We start from the raw sequence: 19,775 nt of genomic DNA on the forward strand, positions 1-19,775 counted from the left end.
GGCCCGAGCTACGAGTTCGAGACCCGCTGGCGGATCCGCCCGACCGCCCACGCCGCCGCCTCGCGGATCGGGTCGGCCTCCGTCGCCGCGGCGCGCTCCAGCGCCGGCAGCGCCCGCTCGTCGCCGGTATTGCCGAGAACCAGCGCCGCGTTCCGCAGCAGCCCCGGCCGGCGGTTCCGCCACAGCGACGTGCGCTTGAACCGCTCGCGGAACGCCGCCTCGTCCAGCCCCAGCAACTCGACCGGGTCCAGCCGCGCCAGTTCCGGGTCGTGCGGGAACGCGGCGGGGCCGGCAGCCTTGCGGTTCCACGGGCACACGTCCTGGCACACGTCGCACCCGTACAGCCAGTTCCCCAGCGGCTCGCGCAGGTCGAGCGGCACCGCGCCGCGCAGCTCGATCGTCAGGTAGCTGATGCACTTCGTGGCGTCGAGGACGTGCGGGGCCGCGAACGCGCCGGTCGGGCACGCCGTCAGGCACGCGGTGCAGGTGCCGCAGTGCGAGCCCGTGAACGGCGCGTCGGCCGGCAGGTCGAGCGTGGTGAGGAGCGCGCCGAGGAAGAAGAAGCTGCCGCGGCGCGGGTGGATGAGCATCGTGTTCTTGCCGACCCACCCGAGGCCGGCGCGGCGGGCGAAGTCGCGCTCCAGCAGCGGGGCCGTGTCCGCGACGGCCTCGGCGGCGCTGCCGGGGGCCGCGGCCACGAGCCACGCCGCGAGGTCGTTCAGCCGGTCCCACAGGTAGCGGTGGTAGTCGGGGCCGGCGGCGTACTTCGCCACCCGCGCCGGGCCGGGGCTCTCGGCCGCGCCGTACTCCATGCCGAGCATCAGCACCGAGCGGACGCCGTCGAGAATGCTGTCGGGGTGGCGGCGCTCGGCGCGGTGCTTGTGGAGGTAGCCCATCTCGCCGGCGAAGCCGCGGTCGAGCCACGCGGCGAAGTGCGCGAAGCCGTCGGCCGCGGTGGCCGGGGCGACCCCGGACAGCGCGAACCCGAGCTCGGCGGCGCGGGCCTTGAGTTGCGTGACGAGTGCGCCCATCCGTCCACTGTACGCAGGCGAGCCGCCCTACTGCAGCGTCACCTTCGCCCCGAAGCTCTTCTGCTCCTCGCTGATGAAGTACGTCGCGCACGCGGCGTCGATGAGGTCCGGGCTGAAGTTGATCCGCTCCATGTTGTACTTGGCGATGCTCGACATCTGGTCCAGGATGTCGCGCGGCTGGCACATGCGGAACGGCCGCTTCGTCGGCCGGTACCACTTCTGGATCAGGTAGTCCACGCCGCGCTCGTCGTACTCCACCCGCTTCGCCCCGCACACCAGCTCCCAGATGCGGCGGAACTGCGCCTCCTCGGGGTCGCGGATCTCGATCTTGAACTTGATCCGCCGCAGGAACGCCTCGTCCGCCAGCTGGTGCGGGTCGAGGTTCGTGCTGAAAATCAGGATCTGGTCGAACGGCACCTCCACCTTCGTGCCGGTCACGGTGTTGAGGTAGTCGTACTTCTTCTCCAGCGGCACGATCCAGCGGTTCAGCAGGTCCATGGCGCGGACCTGCTGGCGGCCGAAGTCGTCGATCATGAAGATGCCGCCGTTCGCCTTCATCTGCAGCGGCGCCTCGTAGAACTTGCTCGTCGCGTTGTACTTCAGGTCGAGCATCCCCATCGTCAGCTCGCCGCCCACCACGATCGTCGGCCGCTTCACCCGCACGTACCGCTGGTCGTGGCTCGCCGCCTTCTTCATGAACGACGTCTGCGACAGGTCGTCGCCGGCGTCGGCGTCGCCGACCTGGGTGTGCTGCACCGGGTCGTACACCTTGATGATCTGCCCGCTCACCTCGATCGCGTGCGGGACGTAGATGGCGTCGCCCATCAGCCGGGTGATCCGCTCGGCCACGCTCGTCTTGCCGTTGCCGGGGTAGCCGAAGAAGAAGATCGACTGCGCGGAGTTGATGGCCGGGCCGATCTCGTTGAGCACCTCGTCGGTGATGACCAGGTCCTCGAACGCCTTGCGGATGCTGCGGCGCGTCACCACCATCTTCTTGACCGTCTGCGCCAGCACGCTCTCCACGTAGTCGCCGAACGGCACGGGGGCCGGGCCGACGTAGGTCGTCTTGTCCATCGCCTCGTGGACCGCGGCCGTGCCCTTCGGCGGCTTCAGCTCGTACACGAAGCTGGCGTCGCCGCTGGACCCGCGCTGGCCGACGATGTCGATGAGCGTCTGCTTCCGCATGGCCTGCAGCGCGGGGTTGAGCACGGCGAACGGCAGGGCCATCTCGCGGGCCAGCTCGGCGCCGGTGAGCTGCCCGCGGGCGAAGATCGTCCGCAGCGTCAGGTCGAAGAGGAACGACAGGTCGAGGCCGAGGTCTTCCCACCGGGTCGGGACGCGCGGCGAGTAGTGGCCCGCCGTGACCGGCACGGCCTCCTCGTCGGTCGGCGGCGGGTCGCCGATGAGGGTGACGCCGTCCAGGTCGCCGTGCCGCTGGGCGTCGGCGAGGAGGGCTTCGTAGTGGAGCTTGTGGAGGCGGAGGTGGGCGATGGCTTCGGCGTCGTTGCGGGCCTCGGCCTGGGCGAGGCCGTCGAGCACGGCGGGGGCGATGGCGTACTTGACGCCCTCGATGTACATGTGGTGCAGGTACTCCCCCGGGCGGACGTAGCAGTCCGGGGTGTGGTACGGCACCTGGAGCATCTGGTGGTAGAACTCTTCCGCGATGATGAACCGCATGTCCGGACGCTCCTCGGGGGCGCCGGAAGCATAGCTCACGGGATTCGGGTGAGACGTGAAAGTGTTAGCGGGCGAACGGCCGGCGGCGGCGGGCTGGTGGCCCGGGGCTTGTAGTAGTCCGGCTACCGATCGATGTCGGGCGTCGTCGCTGGGAGGACCGGCGAGCCGTTAGGCCGGGGCGCAAGCCCCGTCGGGGTCCTGGACCGCAACGGGGCTTGCGCCCCGGCCTAACACGCACCCGACATCGATCGGTAGACGGACTACTACAAGCTCACGCCGGCCGTTCGCCCGGTCACCCGCGCCGCCTGCTCTTGGGCGGCCCGAAGATCTCGCCCAGCACCACGGCCGCGGCGGCGCCCTGACCGGAGCCGAGCAGCGCCGTCAGGTTCTTGGCGAAGTCCGTCTTGGCCACCGGCCGCGGCCGCTCGGCGATCCGCGTCACCCGTGTCGCGGCGGCGGCGCCGGTCGCACTGGCCGGGCCGCTCACCACCGGCGCGACCGGCAGCTCCTCGACGCGGCCCGGCGACAGCGTCCCCGGCGCGACCGGCGTCGCCAGCGGCGCCCCGGGCTGCTCGATCCGCCGCGACTTCGCCGGGGCCGGCTCGGTGCGGGCCGCGGGCCGGGCCTTCGCCCGATCCGCCGGCCGGGCCTTCGGCCGGTCCTGCGACCGGTCCTGGTTCCGCTCCTGCTCGCGCTCCTGGTACCGCTCGCGCTTCTGCTCCCGCTCGCGGTCCGGGTCGCGGCCGCGGCCGGCGTCCTGCGGCCGCACGCCCGCCGGCGTCACCGGCGCGGGGCGGGGGGCGGCCGCCGGCTTCGGCGGCGGTTGCTCGCCGGCGGCTTCCGCAGCAGCCTTGCGGCGGAGGCGGTCGATCTCGGCGAGGAACCGGTCCATGTCCTTGGCCGGCGCCCCGCCGGCCGGGGGCCGGGGGCCGTTCGGCCGGGCCGCGGGCTGCGCGGCCGCCTCGTTCAGCTTGTTGAGGAACTGGGCGATCACCCCGACCACGACGGAGATGACCAGCACCGCCACGACGAGGAACAGGAAGGCCATGTCGGTGAAGGGGTGAAGGGGTGAAGGGGTGAAGGGGTGAAGGGGTGAGAAGGCGCGTCCGGGGTTGGGTTCGTCACCCTCTCCCCCGTTACCCCGTCACCCCGTCTTTCTCAGTTGCGGTTCGTGCCGCTGTCGCTACCGCCGGTCATGGTGGCGATGTTGTTCCGCATCGTCGTGTCGGACATGACGTTCTTCATGTTGTAGAAGTCCATCACGCCCATGTGCCCGTTGCGGAACGCCTCCGAAATCGCCTGCGGCACCTGGGCCTCGGCCTCCACCACCTTGGCCCGGTTCTCCTCCACCAGGGCTCGCATCTCCTGCTCGCGGGCCACGGCGGCGGCGCGGCGCTTCTCGGCCTCGGCCTGCGCCACCCGCAGGTCGGACGCGGCCTGGTCGCCGGCCAGCTTCGCCCCGATGTTCTCGCCCGGCTCCAGGTTGGCGATGTCGATCGACACGATCTCGAACGCCGTCTGCGCGTCGAGCCCGGAGTTGAGCACCTCCTCGGAGATGAGCCCGGGGTTGGCGAGCACCTCCTTGTGGTCGTGCGCCGACCCGATGGCCTTCACGATCCCCTGCCCGACGCGGGCGATGATCGTCTCCTCGGTCGCCCCGCCGACCAGCCGGTCGAGCTTCGTCCGCACCGTCACCCGGGCCTTCGCCAGCAGCTGAATGCCGTTCTTGCACACGGCGTCGAGGAACTGCTTCCCCTTCGCCGGGTCGGGGCAGTCGATGACCTTCGGGTTGACCGACGTGCGGACGGCCTCGAGCACGTCGCGGCCGGCGAGGTCGATGGCGGCGGCGGTCCGCCACGGCAGGTCGAGCCCGGCCTTGTGCGCGGCGATCACGGCCGTGGCGGTCTTGGGCACGTTGCCGCGGGCGAGGAAGTGGCTCTCCAGGTCTTCGGTGGTGACCTTCACGCCGGCCTGCACCAGGGCGATCTTCTGGCGGACGATCATGCCGTAGTCGACGTTCCGCAGCTTCATGCCGATGAGGTTGAAGATGCTGATGTCGGCGCGGGTCAGCAGCGCCTGGATCCACAGGCGGATGAAGCTGAAGAACACGAACAGGAAGACCAGGAACAGCAGCGCGGCGATCATGCCGACGACGATCATCACCCACTGCCCGGGGGTGGGGCCGGTGGGCGACGCGCCGGCGCCGCCGGCGTTCTTGGCGGCGGCTTGCGCGAACAGGGCGAGGTTGGCGACGGACCAGGTCACGAGGGTCGTCCTTTCAGGGGCGAATCCCGCCCGCCGCGGCGGGCGGGCCTTCCCGCCTTGTTCAGTCCAGGTTGAGGTCGAAGTCCGACTTCCGCGCGGGCGCGTCCGGGTTCACGTCGCTCAGGTCGCCCGGCGGGTCGATCTGCCGCACCACCACGCGGCCGGCCTTGGCCTCGACGCACCGCACCCACACGCCGGCGTCCAGCATCATGCCCTCGGTGAGGGCGTCCACCCGCTGGCCGTCGAACACCACCGCCCCGCTCGGCCGCATCGGCGTGGCCGTCCGGCCGACCCGGCCGCGGAGCTCGTCCAGCTTCATCAACTGCGGCACGTCCACGGCCCGGTCGCCGCCGTCGGCGTCGAGGGCCCGGCCGATCGACAGCCGCCGCCACGCCGCGACGGCGACGAAGCCCGCGGCCGGCAGCCCGACGGCGAGGCCGGCCATGGCCACGGTCGCCTCCAGCGCGGTCCCGTAGTAGAGGATCGTACCGACCGCGACGGCGAAGCACAACAACGCGCCGACGACGAGGAGCCCGCCGGTCGGCAGGAGGATTTCCGCGCCGAGGAGCACGACGCCGACCAGGACCAGCAGCAGGGCGACGGTGAGGTAGTCCATCGGAGGGGTGCGGAGTGCGGGGGAAAAACGAACCAAGCAATGGACAGGATAACAGGATGAACAGGATCACCGAGCCCTGTCTTGGGTTTCCATCCTGTTCATCCTGTTATCCTGTCTAAATTCTTGACCGGGCTAGACCTCTTTCACCACGATCCGCGTCCCCTCGACGGCGACGACCTGGACGCGCGCGCCGGCCCCGATGAACCCGCCGTCCGACACCACGTCCACGAACCGGTCGGCGAACCGCACCACGCCGGCCGGCCGCAGCGGCGTGTTGGCCGTGCCGATCGCCCCCATCAGCGCCGCCGCCTCCGCGACCCCCGGCAGCGCCGCCGTGTTCGGCCCGTCGCCCGGCGCCATCAGCACCATGCGGTTGGCGTACGGCACGTTCGGCAGGAACCGCGCGATCACGAACGCCAGCGCCACCGAGCCCATCACGCCGCCGAAGTACGTCACCATGCGGTACCCCAGCATCCCCCACTGGTCGGCGGTGTCCGGCACCTTCTCGAACGTCAGCAGGCCCAGCCCCGCCAGCATGCACAGGATGCCGACGACGCCGGGCGCCCCGAACCCGGGCAGCACGAAGATTTCCAGCCCCAGCAGCGCCAGCCCCAGGAGGAACAGCAGCAGCGCGAGCACGAACATCTCGCCGCTGAACCGCGACTGCGACCAGAACACCAGGATGAAGCACAGCGCCGCCACGATGCCCGGCACCGTGAGGCCCGGCACCTTCAGCTCCAGGATCAGGCCGGTGAACCCGACGATGATGAGGATGACCGTCACGGCCGGGTTGCGGAGGAACTCGGCGAACTTGTCCACCCAGTGGGCCGACACGTCCTTCACCTTGTCCGGCGAGACGCCGTACAGGCCGTACACCGCCGCCGGGTCGCGGCCGTCCACGGTGAACCGCGCCACGCCCAGCTCCTCGGCCAGCGACGCCGTCAGCTTCAGGTACTGGCCCGCCGGCTTCACCGTGCGGGTGACGACCCACTTGTCCTTCTCGGCGTCGGCCTCGGCCCGGCTCATCAGCCGCCGCTGCGACCGCTTCGCGGCGTTCTGCACCTGCACGATTTCCAGGTCGCGGTCGAACAGGCCGTCGATCAGGACCGGCGGCACGTTCCGCTTCTCGGCCAGGTCGCGGAGGCTCTTGCGGTGCGCCTCCAGGGTGCCGGCCTTGTTCCCCTTGATGCTGCCGCCGAAGTCGCCGAGCGTCGCCTCGCCGGGCTCGGTACCGGGGTCGGTGGCGTCGACGCGCCGGCTCATCACGATGTCGCCGCACCCGAGCGCCACGAACGCGGCCGCGTCCGGGGCGCCGTCCGGGATGAAGCCGACGACGAGCACGCCGTCCTCGCCCTGGGCCGCGTCGCGGAGGTCGTCGGCGAGGCCGCGCGCCGCCGACAGGTCGCCGCCGGTCGCGGCGATGGTGAGGAACAGGACGTTCCCCTTCTTCCGCTTCACGTCGCGGACGATGCGGCCGACGGCCTCGCGGGTGCCGCCGTCGATGTCGCCGGTGAGGGTGAACTTGTAGGCGTCCGGGGCGCGGTCGAGGGTCGTCTCGACGACGACGCCCGGCGGCAGGTTGTACGCCTCGGCCACGTCGGCGCGGGTGTCGAGCACGCCGGCGGCGAGGCCCAGCTGCCGCGCCTGGTCGGCCGAGTAGGCAGCGACCTGCCCGTCGGGTGCGAACTCGACTGCCTCCCCGCCGCCGACCACCCGCGCCATCTCGGCCTTGTTGTTGGCGTCCACGTACTGCACGCCGCCGGGCTCGACGCCGGGCTTGGCCTGGGCGCGGACCAGCCGCACGTCCTTGTCGAAGAACTTGCGCACCACCGCGGCCGGCAGTTTGCGGTCCTTCGTGATGGCGTCGTACGCCGCGAGCTCGGCCGGCCCCGGCGCCGCGACGCCGTCGGCGGCGACGGGGCCGAGCGTGGCGCCGCGGGCCATCACGAGCTCGCGGCAGGCCAGGACCGGCAGCGCGGTGTGGCCGGTGGCCTTGCCGGTGACGAACGCGACGGTGGTGGTGCCGGCCTTGAACCGGTCGATCACCTGCATCAGCTCGTAGCAGGCGCCGAAGCTGGTGTTGGCGGCCTCCTTGCCGCCGGGCGTGAACTCGAACACGACCGTCTTCACCGGCCGGGCGGGGTTGTTGACGCGCGCCTCGACCTGGTTCTTGATCCGCTGCACGCCCTCGGACGTGATCGGGCTCGGCACGGCGACGATCATCCCCTCGGTGGTGCGGACGTCGGCGGCGTTCTGGGAGCGGGCGGGGGGGCTGAAGAGCCCGCCGGCGGCCGCGGCGAGGGCGGCCAACAGCGGCAGGCGGTCCGAGCGGGTCATCGGGGTGGCGTCCTTCGCGCGGCGGGGCGGAGGCGCCCGCCTGCCCAGATTATAACGGACGCGCCGCGCCCGGGGGCGGGGTTTCGGGAAACCCGTGCGCCGGCCCGGGGTGCGGCGCCCGCGGGTTGCACCTCCGCACCGGGACGCACCGCGGCCCGGGGCCGGTTGTGCGGGTTGTGCCGGCCCCGGTCGTGCCAGTCGTGTCTCACGTTCGGCCCTGCAAAGGTTTGGGGGATTGAAGGGTTCCGCCGAACGGGGTAGATATGGAGGGAGTGGGGAAGCTGGGTGGTTTTGGTAACGCGTCGGCCCGGAGGATGCCGATCAACAACGAGTCGCCCCACGGGCGCGGCTGGACGCCGCGGCGGGCGACGGGGAAGCGTGACGTGCCGGCCCCTCTCACGGACGAGCGAGGGCGGCCGACCGAGGTATCGTCATGCGTCGGGTGGTGATTTCCGGCGTCGGCGTCGTCGCCCCCAACGGGGTCGGCAAAGACGCCTTCTGGCAGGGCTGTATCGACGGGCACAGCGGCATCGGGCCGATCCGCTCGTTCGACGCCTCGAACCACCCCATCCGGGTGGCGGGGGAGGTCCACGACTTCGACCCCGAGCCGTTCATCCCGCACGCCTTCCGCAAGAGCGTGAAGGTGATGGGCCGCGCCGCCCGCTTCGGCATCGGCGCCGCCGGCCTCGCCGTGCGCGACAGCGGCCTCGACATCCCCAACGAAGACCCCGCCAAGCTCGGCGTCGTCATGGGCGCGGGCCTCATCCCGATGGACCTGGGCGAGCTCGCGCCGCTGCTGGCCCGCGCCTGCCAGGACGAGGGCTTCGACCCCACGAAACTCCCGGCCGCCGGCGGCGACCCGCAGATGTTCCCGCTGTGGCTGCTGAAGTACCTGCCGAACATGGCGGCGGCGCACATCTCGATGGCGTTCAACTGCCAGGGGCCGAACAACACCGTCGTCACCGCCTGCGTCGCCGGCACGCAGGCCGTGGGCGAGGGCTTCCGACTCGTGAGCCGCGGCGACGCCGACGTGATGCTGTGCGGCGGCGCCGACAGCCGCATCGACCCGCTGATGCTGCTGGCCTACACCGCGCTCGGCACGCTGAGCAAGCAGGGGGCGCTGCCGCCGGAAGAACGGAGCCGGCCGTTCGACCGCCTCCGCGACGGGTTCGTGATCGCCGAGGGCGCCGCGGTGCTGGTGCTGGAGGAGTACGAGCGGGCCAAGGCGCGGAACGCCCCGATCTACGCCGAGGTGAAGGGCTGGGGGAGCACCTTCGACGCCTACTCGGTGACGAAGCCCGACCCGGACGGCCGCGGCGGCGCGCGGGCCATCGCGGCGGCGCTGGACGAGGCGAAGGTGGACCACCGCGACGTGGGCTACATCAACGCCCACGGCACGAGCACGAAGCTGAACGACGCGATGGAGACGGCGGCGGTGAAGCGGGTGTTCGGCGACCGGTCGCGCGAGGTGCAGCTGTCGAGCATCAAGAGCATGATCGGCCACTCGATCGGCGCCAGCGGCGCGATCGAGGCGGCGGCGCTGGCGATGAGCCTGCACACGCAGGTGTACCCGCCGACGATCAACCTGAAGAACCCCGACCCGGCGTGCGACCTGGACTACATCCCGAACACGGCCCGCGAGGGCCGGGTGCGCTACGGGCTGAGCACGAGCTTCGGGTTCGGCGGCCAGAACGGCGCGCTGGTGATGGCGGCGGTGTGACATCGAGTGGTAGGCGAGCGGCCCGCGTGAGCGGGCTGTTCCTGGGCGCACCAAATGTGCTCAGGAACAGCCCGCTCACGCGGGCCGCTCGCCGTTTCCTGCACTTCCCGAATGCCCGACTTCCGCGACGTGGACCCGTGCGAACTCCGCGTCCCGCCGAGCCGCCGGCAGGGCGCCGACCCGGCGAAACTCGCTCGACAAATCTCTCGGTTCGGGGCCGCGACGGCCGGGATGCCACCGCCGTGGGTGTACGAGGGCACGGACGGCGTACTGCTGCTGGACGCGGTGTGGGCGGCGTACAATCGCTCACGCCCGCACCGGAGGCCGCCCCATGATGCTCGCCAGCTCCGCGAACCGTCGCCCACGCCTCGCCGACGCCGCCGTCGCCGCCGCGCTCGCGGCCGTGTCCCCGGACCGCCTCCGCGGCCTCGTCGATCTGCTGTCGTTCCCGCGGCCCTACTCCGACCGCCGCGCCAACACCCGTGCCCGCGATCTGCTCCTCCAATACCTCCGCACCCTCGGCTACACCCCATCCCTGCACGGTCGGTTCGACAACGTCGTCGCGTCGGCCGGCGGCGACGGCCCGGCTCTGCTGCTGGGGGCGCACTACGACTCCGTCGCCGGCACGCCCGGCGCCGACGACAACGCCTCCGCCGTCGCCGCGTGCCTGGAGTGCGCCCGGCTGCTGACGGACCACGACATCGGGCCGGTGCGGATCGTGCTGTTCAACCGCGAGGAGGACGGCCTGCTCGGCAGCACCGAGTACGTGGCCGACCTGCCGGCGGGCGCGGTGGGCGAGGCGCACGTGTTCGAGATGGTGGGCTTCTGCACGACGGCGCCGAACAGCCAGCGGATGCCGCCGGGCCTGCCGGGGTTCCTGGCACCGGACGTGGGCGACTTCCTCGGCCTGCTCGCCAACCGCCACTCGAACGCGGTGGCGGAGGAGCTGGTGCGGCTGGCCGCGACGTACCTGCCGGACCTGCCGGTGCTGGCACTGAAGATGTACCTCGGCGTCGAGACGCGGGTGGATCACCTCCACCGGAGCGACCACGCGCCGTTCTGGCGGGCCGGCCTGCCGGCGCTGATGTGGACGGACACGAGCGAGTTCCGCAACCCCCACTACCACCGCGCGACGGACACGCCCGACACGCTCGACTACGACTTCCTGGCGAACGTGACGCGGCTGGCGCTGGCCCGGACGCTGACACGCGGCGGGTGATCCACGGCCCGGCTCGCCGGGTCAATGCGCCATCGTCGGCCGCAAGTCCCGACCAGCCAAGGCTTCGCGCCGTGCCGCACGCCGCGGCGTCGCTCCTGACATCAATTTGTGTATTTGACTCAATGCGTGCCTCGACCCCCCGGGGGGGAGCCGTACACACAATGAAACCTACCCGAACGACGACGCCCGTCGCGGACGTGACCTGGCCGGCGCAGGCCCGCGCCGCCGCGCCCGCGTAGGCGGTCGCTTTCGGCTCACCCCTCGGGTATGCTGGCGGCCTGCCCCCCGGAGCCGCGCCATGCGCCACGTCCTGCCCCTCCTCGCTCTCGTCGCCGCGGCCCCCGCCGCGCGCGCCGACTACCTCGACTTCGTCCGCGCGCAAGCGGCGACCCTCCGCGCCGCCGACCGGCCGCCCGACAGCGCCGCCGAGTGGGACGGCCGCGCGAAGCAGCTCCGCGCCGACCTCACGGCCGCGTGGGGGGGCTTCCCCGCGGAGAAGTGCCCGCTCGACCCGCAGGACCACGGCGAGTTGCAGCGCGACGGCTACACGGTGAAGAAGGTCAGCATCCAGACGCGGCCCGGGGTGCGGATGCCGGCGAACCTGTACCTCCCGGCCGGCGGCGGCAAGCGCGCCGCGATCCTGATGGTGCACGGCCACTGGAAGGGGGCGAAGCAGGACCCCGTGGTGCAGGCGCGGTGCATCGGCGCGGCGAAGCTCGGGTTCGTGGTGCTGGTCGTGGACGCCTTCGGCGCCGGCGAGCGCGCGGTGGGCACGGCGCTCGGCGAGTACCACGGCGACACCACCGCCGCGACGCTGCTGCCGGTCGGCCTGCCGCTGTCGGGGTTGCAGGTGTACGAGAACATGCGCGCCGTCGATTACCTGCAATCGCTCCCGCAGGTGGACGGCACGAAAATCGGCATCACCGGCGCCAGCGGCGGCGGCAACCAGACGATGTACGCCGGCGCGATGGACGAGCGGTTCAAGGCCGTGGTGCCGGTGTGTTCCGTCGGCAACTACCAGGCGTACCTCGGCGCCGCGTGCTGCCTGTGCGAGGTGGTGCCGGGGGCGCTGCGGTTCACCGAGGAGGGCGCCGTGCTGGGGCTGGTCGCCCCGCGGGCGCTGATGGTGGTGAGCGCCACGAAGGACGCCCCGCAGTTCTCGGTGGACGCGGCCCGGCGGTCGCTGGCGTTCGCCCGGCCGGTGTTCGACGTGTTCCGCAAGGGCGCGTCGGTCCGCCACGCGGTGTTCGACTCGGGTCACGACTACAGCAAGGCGATGCGCGAGGAGATGTACGGCTGGATGGCGCTGCACCTCCGCGGCGAGGGCGACGGCACGCCGATCCCGGAGCCGGCGCACAAGACCGAAGACCCCGAGGCGCTGCGCTGCTGGCCCGGCGACACCCGCCCGAAGGACTTCGTGACGATCCCGCGCTTCGCCGCCGCCGAGGCGAAGAAGCTGCTCGCGGCGCACGACCCGGGGGACGGGAAGGTGAACTGGCGGGCGTGGGCCGACGCCCGCCGCAAGACGCTGGTCGAGAAGACGCTCGGCGGCTTCCCGAAGGGCGGGCCGGTTGTGAACGCCGCGACGGCGGCCGACACGCACACGTTCGCGTCGGAGCCGGCCGCCCGGGTTCACACCGATTTCGACCTGCGGACGCCTCCGAACCCGAAGGCGACCCGCCTCGTCGTCGAGGTGGTACTCGACGGGCTGAAGGCCCGCGGGCCAGGCGGCCCCGTCTTCGAGCGGGAGCTGCGCACGAAGGATACGATTTACGCCGTGCTTGCCCCCCGCGGCACTGGCGACGACGCCCCGCGGAACGACCGCGTCGGCCGATCCCCGGACCACAACTCGGCCGAGTGGGGGTTGTGGGTCGGCCGACCGCTGCTCGGGCAGTGGGCCTACGACGTGAGGCGCCTCCTCGACGTGGCCGAACAGGGCGGCAAGCTGCCGCCCGAGGTGGTGGTGGTCGGCGAAGGCCCGGCCGGGCTCGTGGCGCTCGCCGCGGCCGCGGCCGACCCACGCATCACGAAGGTCGCCGCCGTCGGCACGCTGGCGAGCTTCGTGACCGACGTGCCGTACCAGAACCAGCGGCTCGGCACGTTCGCCCCCGGCATCCTCCGCGACGTCGGCGACGTGGCGCACCTGGCGGCGCTGTCGGCCCCGCGGCGCGTCGTGATCGGCGGCGGCGTCGGGCCGACCGGCGCGCCGCTGCCGACGGAGCAGGTGCGGGCGCGGTACGAGGCGACGCGCCCCATCTGGGCGGGCCACGGCGCCGCCGACGCGCTGCGCGTCGTGGACGCGGACCCGGCGACGGTCGCCGAAGCGCTGCGGTGAGGACGAAGAATTATTGACGGGATAACAGGACGAAGCAGGATGGAAAACAAAGACTGAAATCAATTCAAATTCAGTCTTTGTTTTCCATCCTGCTTCATCCTGTTATCCCGTCAAAAAATGGCTTTAATGCCGGCTCTTCTCCGCCACCGTGAGGAAGCCCCAGCGCAGCGCCTGGTCCTGGGTGTAGCCCTTGCCGAGCGTCAGCGCCGTCACCGCCTTCGCGAACTCGTAGCCGAGGTAGAAGGCGTGCGCCGCGTCGAGCGCGGGGTCGGCCGCGAGCAGCTTCTCGAACACGTCGAACGGGTCGGAGCCGCGCAGGTACACGCTGCCGTTCAGGACGTGAATCTCGCCGCGCTCGGCGAACACGCGGTAGTTCTTGTCGGTGACGCGCGCCGCCAGCTCGGCCAGCGCCGCCTCGCCCTGCTCGTACACCTTCGGGTCGCGCAGCATCACCAGCCCCGGCTCCAGCCGCTTCGGCAGCACCTTCTCGCGCACCGCGTGATAGACCAGCCGCCGCGCCAGGTCGAACTCCTTCACCGCGGAGCGTGCCCAGGGAATCACCTCCGTCGTCAGCACGCTGCGGATGCCCGCCTCCTGACAGAAGCCGGCCAGCAGCACGTTCACGCCGGCGGTGTCGGCGTCGGTCAGCTCGGTGAGGTTGCCGACGCCCATCATGACCTCGGCGGCCGGGAAGCGGCGCCGGGCCTCCAGGTAGCGGCCGAGCGACGCCGCGAACCCGAAGCCGATCGGCTCGAGGATCGGGTCGAGCCGGTGCTTCACGCCCCACGCGGACAGCTGCGCCGCCGTGCGTTCCAGGCTGTCGAAGTCGGCCGGCGTGTCGGGCGTCGCCACGACCTCGACGCCGGGGAAGTGCTCGTGCCAGCGGCGGGCGTGCTCCAGGTTCGTGCCGTTGACGCTCAGCACCAGCTCGGCCCCGGCCGCGAGCGCGGCTTCGACTTCGACCGGGTCGAAGCTGTCGATCGAGACGCGGAAGCCCTCGGCGCGCAAGGCGCGAACGGAGTCGCCGACGCCGGCCCAGGTGGCGCCGGGGTCGCAGCCGAGGTCGATCACGTCGGCGCCGCTGTCCCGGTAGTGGCGCGCCTCCGCGAGCACGGCGGCGAGCCCTTTCTGCGGCGCGTGGTTGATCTCGGCGAGAATCTGCGTGTCGAACGCGCCGTAGCCGGGCGGCGGGCCGGCCGCCTTGCCGAAGAACTCGGGCAGGTCGCGCAGCTCCTTCGGGCCGCGCTCGACGGGGACGCCCAGCGCCGCGAAGTCGGCCAGGTCGCCGCGGCAGTAGCCGGGGAGGATCACGCGCTCCGTCCCCTCCGGCACGGCGAGGCGGCGGGCGACCCAGGCGGTCGTCATGAGCGCGGCGACGGTGATGTTGAGGACGGCGACGTGCGGCTCGAACCCGGCGCGGGGGGCGAGGTCGGCGAGCGTGCGGCGCAGCGCCGGCTCGGCCAACTTGCCGGTGACGAACAGGAGCCGCGGGGGCATAGGACGGGTCGGGGTTTGGCGGTGGTCGGTCCCCGGTCACGGCGCGGGGAACTGCGGCGGCCGGCCCGCGATCACGCCGAGCACGTCGCGCACCACCCAGCTCATGTTCTCCACCGCCGTGTACGTCCGCGCCGCCATGTGCGGGGTCAGCAGCACGTTGTCCATCCCCAACAGCGGGAAGTCGGCCGGCGGCGGCTCCGGGTCGAACACGTCGACGGCGGCGCCGGCGAGCTTCTTCGCGCGCAGTGCCGCCGCCAGCGCCGCGGCGTCGAGCACCTCGCCGCGGCTGGCGTTGATGAGGATCGCCGTCGGCTTCATCAGCGCCAGCTGCGGCGCGCCCACGAGGTGCTCGTTGCCCGGCCGCATGTCGGTGTGCAGCGTCAGCACGTCGGCCTCGCGGAACAGCGTCGGCGGGTCCACGGCCTCGGCGGGGAAGGTGAGGTGCGGCCGCACGTCGAGCAGGTCGTGGTAGATCACGCGCATCCCGAACCCGTTCGCCACGACGTGCCCGACGCGCCGGCCGACGCGGCCCATGCCGAGGACGCCGAGCGTCAGCTCGTTCAGCTGCACGCCGCGCTGCTCGTTCCGCACCCGCTTGAACTCGGCCGGGGTGTACGCCTTGTCGCGGAAGAACGCCCACGGCCGCAGCAGTTGCAGCATGTACCCGACGACGAAGTCGCCGACGGCGAGGGTGTTGGCGTCCGGGGTGTAGACGACCTCGACGCCGCGGGCGCGGCAGGCCGGCACGTCGATGTTTTCGAGCCCGACGCCGCCGCGGCCGACGACCTTGAGCTGCGGCGCGCGGGCCAGCATCGCCGCGTTCACGCGGGTGTAGGTGCGCACCACCAGGCCGAGGGCGTGGGGCAGGGCGGCGTCGAATTCGGGGGTGTCGGGGGCGGCTTCGACGACGCGGGCGTTTTGCTTCAGCCACGCGAGCGGGGCGGCGTCGGAGTCCTCGGTGACGAGCACGAGCGGCGGTTCGGTCATGCCGGCCGTTGTAGCGAAACGCCGGCGCGTGTCGTACCCGGTTCAGACTCGGCCCTGCCAGGCCGCCGGGTCGTCGCGGCCGTGGCGGACGGCAATCACGACCACGCCGGCCGGGTCCGCCCGGTAGTAGACGACGAGCGGGAACCGCCGCGTTAGCGCGGCCCGGATGCCGGGCGCGACCTCGCCATACAGGTGGGGGTTCACTTCGATCAAGGCGACGGTCCGACTCACCGCCCGGAGGAAGCGACCGCCCAGGCCGACTAACCGGGCTTCGTACCCGGCGTAGACGGTGTCGATGTCGTCCTGGGCATCGGGAAGGAAGACGACCGGCGTCATCCGCGCGGCCGTTGGACGTGGGCGACGACCTGCTCCCAGGTCCGCGCCCGGGAGGGGTCGGCGTCGTGCGCCGCCAGCCGACGGGTGAGCTCGGCGAGTAGTTCGGGCGGCGGGCTCGGCCGCCACCCGGCGTCGGCGATGTGGTCCCACAGCCGGAACAGGAGGTCGAGTTGGTCGTCGACCGGCCAGGCGCGGACGGCGTCGAGCGTGGCGGAAGCGTTCATTCGCGGTGTCCCCGGTCCACCGCCAGTTTACCCGCCCACCAGTCGGGTGGGAAGCCGCACCGGCTACAGGCTCGGCTCCTTCGGCTGCGCCGGCGCGGGGACGATCGGCCGGCCGGCCTTGGCTTCCGCCTGTAGCTTCCGCTCCTGCTCCTGCGCGTCCTCGATGTACCGGTCCACCAGCCGGTTCGACTCGATCACCTGCACCACGCCAGGGCCCGCGATCACCAGCGCCGCCGCGATCAGGAGGCACAGCACCGTCGGGAACGACATGTAGAAGTTGGCCCGGTTCGCCGCCGCCTCGGCCCGCTGCCGGGCGGTGACTTGCAGGCTCGCCGACAGCTCCCACAGGCCGCGCGTGATGTCGGCCCCGAGCCGGTCCGCCTGGCTCAGCAGGAACACCAGGCTCCCCAGCTCCGGGATCGGCTGCCGGCGGCGCCACCGGTCCAGCGCGTCGGACAGGCTTCGCAGCTCCGCCTGCGCCAGCACCACGCGCACCTCGTGGGCCAGTTCCGGGTAGCCGCGGCGGACGGCCTCGCCGCTGGAAGCTAGCGCCGCGGGGAGGGTCGCGCCGGTGGACAGCGTCAGGCCGAGGGTGTCCATCAGCATCGGCAGGCCGCGGCGGATGCGCTCGCTGCGGGCGTCGGCGGCCATCGACAGCGCCAGCCGCGGCACGGCGTACCCGAGCACGCCGGCCACGGCCGCGAACAGCAGGTACGTCAGCGAGATTTCGCCGTCGGTCAGGAGCGCCCCGGCCAGCCCGCCGAGGATCGGCAGGTACGTCAGCACGGCCCGCACGGCGGTGAAGTTCACCTCCGCGGTCGGCTCGAAGAAGCCGGCGCGGACGAGGTCGGCGGCGACGGCGTCGCGGCCGGCGCGGGTCTGCGGCAGGAGGGCGGCGACCACGGGCGTGAACGGGCCGAAGACGCGCGGCGCGGGCGGGTCGTCGGGCATCACCTCGCGCCGCCGGAACAGCGCCATCGTGGCCAGCGCCAGCAGCGCGGCCGAGGCGGTCACGGCGAAGACGAGTCCGAGGAGGGCGTATTCGGCCATGAGGAGCCAGGAGTCAGGGGACAGGAGCGCGGGGACAGGACACAGGGGACAGGGCGGCTGATTCCTGTCTCCTGTGTCCTGTCCCCGGACTCCTGGTTCAATAGTCGTCCTGCCGCCGCAACAGCAGGGTGATCCACACCAGCCCGAGCACCTCCAGCACCACCGCCGCGATCAGCATGTTCTGGCCCACCGGCTCGTTCACGAACCGCTCCAGCATCTCCGGCTGGAACACCAGGTACAGCACGAACGCGACCGGCGCCGACAGCGCCACGAAGTACGCCCCGATCCGCGCCAGCGTCGTCACCGACCGGAAGTACCCGCGGTACTGGTTGCGGTCGCGGATCGACGCCGCTAGCCGGTCCAGCATCGCCGGCAGGTTGCCGCCGCTCTCGGCGTGCAGCGCCAGCACCTCCGAGAACAGGTCGAACTCCGTCACCCGCGCCGTGTCCGCGACGCGCCGCACCGCGTGGCGCGTCGATTCGCCCAGCGACAGCGCCGCCGCCAGCCGGGTGAACAGGCCGCTCAGCGGGGTCGGGATGTAGCTCGCCGTCTCCCGCAGTGACGCCGGCAGGTTCAGGCCCGACCGCAGCGAGCGCGACAGCTGAAAGAGGCCGTCCGGCAGCTGCTCCTGGATGGCGCGGCGGCGGCGGTTGCTCATCGTCCACAGCACGAGGAACACCGCCAGCCCGCCGAGCAGGGCCGCGATCAGGGCGTAGAACTCGTCGAACGTCGGCAGGTAGGCCAGCACCGCGGCGGCGGCGCCGCCGAGCAGAATCCAGCCGGCCGCGCTCTCGCCGGTGAGGCCGAGCTGCGTCCCCTCGGCCAGGCGGTCGAAGTCGGCGTCGGTGCGGCCGACGCCGCGGCGGGCGCGGAGGTACGGCTCGGCCATGTCGGCGAGGCTCGGGCCGTCGTCGGGCTCGCGGCGCCGCACCAGCCCGCCGGCGCCGGCCAGCAGTACGTAGACGACGACGGCGAGCAGCACCACGGCCAGCACCACGAGCGCGGCGGCGGCCCACGGCGGCATGGCGTTCAGCGGCACGAACACCGGGCGGACGAGGTCACTCACCTTCCACCTCGCGGGTCAGCTCGATGTCGGGGGCCACGTCGTCGGGGAACCCGTTGTCGCCGGCCGTCGGCAGGATTTCCAGGAGCGGCCGGTCGTCGAAGAGCCGGCCGTCCACGCCCTTGCCCGCGGCCGCAAGGCGGTCCAGCAGCTTCGTCGGCGCGTACCCGGTGGCGCGGAACGAGCCGACCGCGTCGCCGTCCACCACGCCCGTCTGCTCGAACCGGAAGATGTCGCGGACGCGGTACTTGTCGCCCTTCAGCCCGCGCAGCTCGGCGACGCGCGTCACCCGCCGGGCGCCGCCGGCGAGCCGCGACACGTGGACGATCAGGCTGAACGCCGACGCGATGTACCCGCGCGTCACGCCCGCCGGCAGGTCCACGCCGGCCAGGCCGATCATCAGCTCCAGGCGGCTCAGCGCGTCGCGGGCGTCGTTGGCGTGGACGGTGGTGAGCGAGCCTTCGTGACCGGTGTTCATGGCTTGCAGCATGTCCACGGCTTCCGGGCCGCGGGCCTCGCCGAGGATGATGCGGTCCGGCCGCATGCGGAGGGCGTTCCGCAGCAGGTCGCGCTGCGTCACCTGGCCCTCGCCCTCCAGGTTCGCCGAGCGCGTCTCCATGCGGACGACGTGCGGCTGCCGCAGCTTCAGCTCCGCGGCGTCCTCGATCGTGACGAGGCGCTCGGAGCGGGGGATGTACTGGCTCAGCACGTTCAGCAGCGTGGTCTTGCCGGCGCCGGTGCCGCCGGAGATCAGGATGTTCGTCTTGGCGGCGACGGCGGCGGCGAGGAAGTTCAGGATTTCCGGCGTCAGCGTGCTGTTCGCCAGCATCGCGTCCGGGGTGAACGCCTCGCCGAACCGGCGGATCGACAGCACCGGGCTGTCGAGCGTCAGCGGCGGCAGCACGGCGTTGACGCGCGACCCGTCGGGCAGCCGCGCGTCCACCATCGGGCTGGACTCGTCCACGCGGCGGCCGACGCGGGAGGCGATGCGCTGGATGACGCGGGTGAGGTGGGCCTTGTCCACGAACCGGGTGCGCGTCTGGCGGAGCCTGCCGCCGACCTCGACGTACACCTGGTCGGGGGCGTTCACGAGGATTTCGGTGACCTTCTTGTCGGCCAGCAGCGGCTCCAGCGGGCCGAGGCCGAACACCTCGTCCACCACCTCCTCGACGGCGCGCTCGCGGTCGGCGGCGGGGATGTCGCGGTCCACCTGCGGGGCGAGGCGGCGGGCCAGCCCCTCGACCTCGCGGCGGAGGCGCGGGCGGTCCCAGGTGTCGAGCCGGGACAGGTCGGCGACGTCCACCACGGCCCGGTGGAGCTCGTCCTTGAAGGTGAGGAACCGGGTGTCGGCGGCGGGCATCGGGAAACCCGGGACAGGGGACAGGGGACTGGGGCCGCGTGAAGGGGTGAAGGGGTGA

16 protein-coding genes are annotated in these 19,775 nt (G+C 72.3%); 3 read left to right on the forward strand and 13 right to left on the reverse strand.

Annotated elements, in window-relative coordinates; genetic code table 11:
• Positions 1 to 8: 8 nt before the first annotated feature.
• The 6 genes from queG to ETAA1_RS30955 form a co-directional block, all read right to left on the reverse strand.
• Positions 9 to 1,031 carry a tRNA epoxyqueuosine(34) reductase QueG gene (gene queG, locus ETAA1_RS30930; RefSeq protein WP_145244446.1) on the reverse strand — a complete coding sequence of 341 codons (1,023 nt, stop codon included), beginning with the start codon at positions 1,029 to 1,031 and terminating at the stop codon, positions 9 to 11.
• A gap of 27 nt (positions 1,032 to 1,058) precedes the next feature.
• Positions 1,059 to 2,708: an ATP-binding protein gene (locus ETAA1_RS30935; protein ID WP_145244447.1), complete on the reverse strand. Its 1,650-nt coding sequence runs from the start codon at positions 2,706 to 2,708 to the stop codon at positions 1,059 to 1,061.
• 292 nt (positions 2,709 to 3,000) lie between these two features.
• Positions 3,001 to 3,756 carry a hypothetical protein gene (locus ETAA1_RS30940; RefSeq protein WP_145244448.1) on the reverse strand — a complete coding sequence of 252 codons (756 nt, stop codon included), beginning with the start codon at positions 3,754 to 3,756 and terminating at the stop codon, positions 3,001 to 3,003.
• 110 nt (positions 3,757 to 3,866) lie between these two features.
• Positions 3,867 to 4,868, reverse strand: coding sequence for a flotillin-like protein FloA (gene floA / locus ETAA1_RS30945; protein WP_145244822.1), 1,002 nt, complete (start codon positions 4,866 to 4,868; stop codon positions 3,867 to 3,869).
• A gap of 166 nt (positions 4,869 to 5,034) precedes the next feature.
• Positions 5,035 to 5,589 (reverse strand): NfeD family protein, encoded by a 555-nt coding sequence (locus tag ETAA1_RS30950; protein WP_145244449.1) that lies wholly within the window; start codon positions 5,587 to 5,589, stop codon positions 5,035 to 5,037.
• A gap of 132 nt (positions 5,590 to 5,721) precedes the next feature.
• Entirely contained in the window at positions 5,722 to 7,926 is a 2,205-nt protein-coding gene (locus ETAA1_RS30955) for an NfeD family protein (protein ID WP_145244450.1), read from the reverse strand.
• Positions 7,927 to 8,359: 433 nt separating this feature from the next.
• On the opposite strand from ETAA1_RS30955, the gene ETAA1_RS30960 reads away from it, so the two are divergent.
• The 3 genes from ETAA1_RS30960 to ETAA1_RS30970 all read left to right on the forward strand — a co-directional run bounded on the left by ETAA1_RS30960 (position 8,360) and on the right by ETAA1_RS30970 (position 13,200).
• Positions 8,360 to 9,646, forward strand: a complete 1,287-nt coding sequence (locus ETAA1_RS30960; RefSeq protein WP_145244451.1) for a beta-ketoacyl-[acyl-carrier-protein] synthase family protein — start codon at positions 8,360 to 8,362, stop codon at positions 9,644 to 9,646.
• 331 nt (positions 9,647 to 9,977) lie between these two features.
• Positions 9,978 to 10,865, forward strand: a complete 888-nt coding sequence (locus ETAA1_RS30965; protein WP_145244452.1) for a M28 family peptidase — start codon at positions 9,978 to 9,980, stop codon at positions 10,863 to 10,865.
• A gap of 298 nt (positions 10,866 to 11,163) precedes the next feature.
• Positions 11,164 to 13,200, forward strand: coding sequence for an alpha/beta hydrolase family protein (locus tag ETAA1_RS30970; RefSeq protein WP_145244453.1), 2,037 nt, complete (start codon positions 11,164 to 11,166; stop codon positions 13,198 to 13,200).
• A gap of 123 nt (positions 13,201 to 13,323) precedes the next feature.
• Here the strand turns inward: ETAA1_RS30970 and ETAA1_RS30975 are convergent, their stop codons facing one another.
• The 7 genes from ETAA1_RS30975 to ETAA1_RS31005 all read right to left on the reverse strand — a co-directional run bounded on the left by ETAA1_RS30975 (position 13,324) and on the right by ETAA1_RS31005 (position 19,717).
• Positions 13,324 to 14,697 (reverse strand): DUF6513 domain-containing protein, encoded by a 1,374-nt coding sequence (locus ETAA1_RS30975; protein WP_145244454.1) that lies wholly within the window; start codon positions 14,695 to 14,697, stop codon positions 13,324 to 13,326.
• Positions 14,698 to 14,733: 36 nt separating this feature from the next.
• On the reverse strand, positions 14,734 to 15,684 hold the full coding sequence (locus tag ETAA1_RS30980; RefSeq protein WP_145244455.1) for an NAD(P)-dependent oxidoreductase: 951 nt from the start codon (positions 15,682 to 15,684) through the stop codon (positions 14,734 to 14,736).
• Positions 15,685 to 15,726: 42 nt separating this feature from the next.
• Complete coding sequence (locus ETAA1_RS30985) at positions 15,727 to 16,020, reverse strand: type II toxin-antitoxin system RelE/ParE family toxin (RefSeq protein WP_145244456.1); 294 nt, start codon at positions 16,018 to 16,020, stop codon at positions 15,727 to 15,729.
• On the reverse strand, positions 16,017 to 16,244 hold the full coding sequence (locus ETAA1_RS30990; RefSeq protein ID WP_145244457.1) for an addiction module protein: 228 nt from the start codon (positions 16,242 to 16,244) through the stop codon (positions 16,017 to 16,019). The genes ETAA1_RS30985 and ETAA1_RS30990 overlap by 4 nt, the downstream gene beginning before the upstream one ends.
• A gap of 63 nt (positions 16,245 to 16,307) precedes the next feature.
• Complete coding sequence (locus ETAA1_RS30995) at positions 16,308 to 17,294, reverse strand: type II secretion system F family protein (protein ID WP_145244458.1); 987 nt, start codon at positions 17,292 to 17,294, stop codon at positions 16,308 to 16,310.
• A 97-nt stretch (positions 17,295 to 17,391) separates the two neighbouring features.
• Positions 17,392 to 18,360: a type II secretion system F family protein gene (locus ETAA1_RS31000; RefSeq protein ID WP_145244459.1), complete on the reverse strand. Its 969-nt coding sequence runs from the start codon at positions 18,358 to 18,360 to the stop codon at positions 17,392 to 17,394.
• On the reverse strand, positions 18,353 to 19,717 hold the full coding sequence (locus ETAA1_RS31005) for a CpaF family protein (protein ID WP_145244460.1): 1,365 nt from the start codon (positions 19,715 to 19,717) through the stop codon (positions 18,353 to 18,355). The genes ETAA1_RS31000 and ETAA1_RS31005 overlap by 8 nt, the downstream gene beginning before the upstream one ends.
• Between the last annotated feature and the right edge of the window lie 58 nt (positions 19,718 to 19,775).

It is taken from the genome of Urbifossiella limnaea, from assembly GCF_007747215.1.
Taxonomy (GTDB): domain Bacteria; phylum Planctomycetota; class Planctomycetia; order Gemmatales; family Gemmataceae; genus Urbifossiella; species Urbifossiella limnaea.

Coding starts and splice junctions, on each gene's coding strand:
- ETAA1_RS30995 (WP_145244458.1), bottom strand. CDS start 17,294: ATGGCCGAATACGCCCTCCTCGGACTCGTCTTCGCCGTGACCGCCTCG.
- ETAA1_RS30950 (WP_145244449.1), bottom strand. CDS start 5,589: ATGGACTACCTCACCGTCGCCCTGCTGCTGGTCCTGGTCGGCGTCGTG.
- ETAA1_RS30975 (WP_145244454.1), bottom strand. CDS start 14,697: ATGCCCCCGCGGCTCCTGTTCGTCACCGGCAAGTTGGCCGAGCCGGCG.
- floA (WP_145244822.1), bottom strand. CDS start 4,868: ATGATCGTCGTCGGCATGATCGCCGCGCTGCTGTTCCTGGTCTTCCTG.
- ETAA1_RS30965 (WP_145244452.1), top strand. CDS start 9,978: ATGATGCTCGCCAGCTCCGCGAACCGTCGCCCACGCCTCGCCGACGCC.
- ETAA1_RS30970 (WP_145244453.1), top strand. CDS start 11,164: ATGCGCCACGTCCTGCCCCTCCTCGCTCTCGTCGCCGCGGCCCCCGCC.
- ETAA1_RS30955 (WP_145244450.1), bottom strand. CDS start 7,926: ATGACCCGCTCGGACCGCCTGCCGCTGTTGGCCGCCCTCGCCGCGGCC.
- ETAA1_RS30980 (WP_145244455.1), bottom strand. CDS start 15,684: ATGACCGAACCGCCGCTCGTGCTCGTCACCGAGGACTCCGACGCCGCC.
- ETAA1_RS30940 (WP_145244448.1), bottom strand. CDS start 3,756: ATGGCCTTCCTGTTCCTCGTCGTGGCGGTGCTGGTCATCTCCGTCGTG.
- ETAA1_RS31005 (WP_145244460.1), bottom strand. CDS start 19,717: ATGCCCGCCGCCGACACCCGGTTCCTCACCTTCAAGGACGAGCTCCAC.
- ETAA1_RS30960 (WP_145244451.1), top strand. CDS start 8,360: ATGCGTCGGGTGGTGATTTCCGGCGTCGGCGTCGTCGCCCCCAACGGG.
- ETAA1_RS30935 (WP_145244447.1), bottom strand. CDS start 2,708: ATGCGGTTCATCATCGCGGAAGAGTTCTACCACCAGATGCTCCAGGTG.
- ETAA1_RS30990 (WP_145244457.1), bottom strand. CDS start 16,244: ATGAACGCTTCCGCCACGCTCGACGCCGTCCGCGCCTGGCCGGTCGAC.
- ETAA1_RS30985 (WP_145244456.1), bottom strand. CDS start 16,020: ATGACGCCGGTCGTCTTCCTTCCCGATGCCCAGGACGACATCGACACC.
- queG (WP_145244446.1), bottom strand. CDS start 1,031: ATGGGCGCACTCGTCACGCAACTCAAGGCCCGCGCCGCCGAGCTCGGG.